Consider the following 552-nt stretch of genomic DNA (forward strand, 5'->3'; position numbering starts at 1 on the left):
TGCGCATTTCGCAAAAGCCGGACAGGGGTTCCGCTAATTCCCGGACAGTGGTTTCGCTAATGTCGGGACAGTTTGGCGGCGTTGGTCCTCGGCTGCCTTGTTGCGTTCATGGATGATTGATTTCGCCGTTTTCGGTGCCGGTCAAGAGGGGCGCTGCTTTTTGCTTTCGCATGCTATCGCCCTGGAGCACGATGCGATGGGCGTTGTGAACGATCCTGTCGAGAATGGCGTCGGCGACGGTAGGGTCTGCGATCAGGTCATGCCATCTGGCCACTGGGACCTGGGCGGTGATCAGGGTGGATTTGCGGCGATAGCGTTCCTCGACGATTTCGAACAGATGGAAGCGCTGTTGATCGGTGAGGGAGTGGGTTCCGAAGTCATCGAGGATGAGCAGTTGTGCGCGGGTGAGTTTGTCGATGAGGCGTGGAAAGCGGCCATCGAGACGGGCGAGCGCCAAATCCTCGAACAGGCGCGGCACGCGCACATAGAGCACGGAATGATCGAGCCGTGCCGCTTGCCGGCCGAAGGCGCAGGCCAGCCACGACTTGCCGG

General features: G+C 60.3%; 1 protein-coding gene. It reads right to left on the reverse strand.

The features are described 5' to 3' along the window. Positions 1 to 106: 106 nt before the first annotated feature. The coding region (locus tag NKJ08_RS38880; RefSeq protein ID WP_352786437.1) for an ATP-binding protein at positions 107 to 552 on the reverse strand (446 nt) is incomplete at its 5' end.

The sequence above is a fragment of the Mesorhizobium sp. M0244 genome (assembly GCF_040321795.1).
GTDB lineage: Bacteria > Pseudomonadota > Alphaproteobacteria > Rhizobiales > Rhizobiaceae > Mesorhizobium.